The sequence below is a fragment of the Acetobacterium wieringae genome, from assembly GCF_001766835.1.
Classification (GTDB): Bacteria; Bacillota; Clostridia; order Eubacteriales; family Eubacteriaceae; genus Acetobacterium; species Acetobacterium wieringae.
The window spans coordinates 1-2,385 of sequence record NZ_LKEU01000059.1; the positions used below are offsets into that span (position 1 = coordinate 1).

The window sequence follows — 2,385 nt, forward strand, 5'->3', positions numbered from 1 at the left end:
TGCTTTCGTCAAGTGAAAAATGGTCCAGATTTTTATTTCAAAAGTGGTCCACTAGTTGGTGCTCTTTAGCCAGGCGATGGTATCCTCCATCCGATAACTGATCTCACGGGAAAAGTCCATGATATGTGCCCGATGGGCAAGGCGATCAATGATTGCACCAGTTAGCATGGTGTCTTTAAATATTTCTTCCCATCGCTCAAAGGCCAGGTTGGTGGTAATGATAATCGAACCTTTATCGTTTCGATTGGATAATAAATTAAAGAGAATCTCACAGCCGTCTTTATCAAATGAAACATATCCCAGTTCATCTAAAACGACCAGATCATATTTCTCGAAGTTCCGTTTGTAATTGCTGACCTGATTCAAACTCATGGCTTCCCGGAGTTCGATAATCAGATTGGGGATCGAAATAAACAGAACACTTTTACTGGCCATACAGGCTTTAATGCCAAGAGCAACTGCATAGTGGCTTTTTCCGCAGCCGGGTGTTCCCATCAAAATAATATTTTCTTTGTGGTCAATGAATTTCAGGGTTTCAAGGCTTTCAAATTTATGGCGAACTTCTGGAGGATATTTGGATTTGTCAAAATCCTCCAGATATTTCCGATTGGTAAAGCGCGCTTGACGAAGCCTCCGGGCAATCCCGTTTTCTTTCCGCCTTAAAACTTCCCGTTCTAAAAAAAGCATGAGAAATTCCCGATGATCAAGACCAAGATGCCGGGCTTCTTCGATTAAAGCCTCACTATTTTCGCGGATATACGACAATTTCAGTTCCATGGACATTTCTTTCACATTCATCATGATCGTTGTCCTCCCACACATAAATTTTTATATCCAGCAATCAGTTCTCTTGTTTTAATGGCAATAATCTTTTGACTGGGATTGGTATCGATCGGATCCACGCCATCTGTGAAAACATCATAGTCTTTAAAGACTGAAAGTAATTCTTCCATACTTTTATCATGATTTTTGATTAAAATCTCTATGAATCTTTTGGGATTTGTACTAAAATGATTATCGAAGATGGATTTAAGCAGTGGTATGCTTTTTAGAGCCAGTGAGTTTCGAAGGGCCCCTGGTTTCTTCGATAATGAGTGCAGGTAGTGATTGATGTCGATGCTGATCTCATTATCGCCATCTTTCTTTTTATGCTCACAAACAAAGTGCGTATTGGCATAAATTTTAACTACATCGACATAGGATTTAACGGTCACCTTTTTTCCCACCAGATAATCCGGTACGGAATACAACCGGTTTTCTACCTGAACAAAACTGTAGGTATCCACTTTTGGTTCCGACAGTTTACCAAGTTCAAACGGAGGTGGTGCTGGTTGTAGCACTTTGACTTCATCTTTTATGCCGCTTTTTTCATTCATTTTAATCAGTCGGTTTTCCAGATAGAGGCAAGCCTGCTCATAGCTGAAAAACTCGTATTTTTCCGCAAAGACCTGATTTCTGATGATCTTGACACTGCCTTCCACATGCCCTTTTTCATTCCCCTTGAAGCAGTTTGTCACATTAATCCGAAAATCGTAATAATTGGATAGAATTAAAAGATCCGGATTTAATACCTTTTCACTTCTTCCAATAAATTTCGCAACCACATTTCTCATGTTATCATAGACCACTTCTTTGTAGATTCCGCCGGTCATTTTAAAAAATCGCACATGTGAATCCATGAAGACATCTTTCTTCTGATTTTTATACAGATAGGCCCATCTGAAATCTGAAGCCGGTGAGGAAAGAACCGCCAGATGCAACGTCTGAACAGTTCCATCAATGACCAGTTTGACTTCACCAAAATCATACTCCAGGCGGTCTCCAAAATCGTATTGCTGTCGGATAAAGCATTCTTTGTGTTTATCACGCTTTATTCTGATGTGGTTTGAGATGGTTGACTGACTGATAGCAAACCCTTCTTTTAGTACCAGCTGATAGATCTGTTCATTGGTTCGCTTTTGTTTATGGGTACCCAGGATCGCATCCTTCTTTTTTTCAGATGCTAGGATATCATCTAGAAATTCATCCATAGCTTCCGTATATTTTCGGTACTGCCGCTTTGACACATCGTATTTAGGCGGTGCTGCAATCTTTTCCTGAATTTCACGAAGATCACAATCGCCAGTTTCTAATTGGCTCATATCCTTTAAATAATCATTCCAATATTTGCCAATTGTTTTCCTGTTGATTCCCAGCATTTTTTCTAAACTCCGATTCGAATGCCCTTCCTTTTTGAGTCGGATAACTGCGTGTTTGTCCATCAAATTTAACACTCCCTTCACCTCCAAATATGATTATTTCATATTTGGGGATTAATTAAAATAGTGGGCCATTTTTCAACTAAAAATCTGTCAAAAATGGACCACTATTAAAATATCATATACA

2 protein-coding genes are annotated in these 2,385 nt (G+C 39.2%); both read right to left on the reverse strand.

The features are described 5' to 3' along the window. Positions 1 to 51: 51 nt before the first annotated feature. The gene (gene istB, locus ACWI_RS18295; protein WP_207648664.1) at positions 52 to 801 is read right to left on the reverse strand and encodes an IS21-like element helper ATPase IstB; all 750 of its coding nucleotides are present in this window, start codon (positions 799 to 801) and stop codon (positions 52 to 54) included. Continuing rightward, positions 798 to 2,273, reverse strand: a complete 1,476-nt coding sequence (istA, locus tag ACWI_RS18300; RefSeq protein WP_070372888.1) for an IS21 family transposase — start codon at positions 2,271 to 2,273, stop codon at positions 798 to 800. The genes istB and istA overlap by 4 nt, the downstream gene beginning before the upstream one ends. Between the last annotated feature and the right edge of the window lie 112 nt (positions 2,274 to 2,385).

Bases quoted from the DNA above. Each gene is read 5' to 3' on its own strand.
- istB (WP_207648664.1), bottom strand. From the start codon at position 801: ATGATGAATGTGAAAGAAATGTCCATGGAACTGAAATTGTCGTATATC.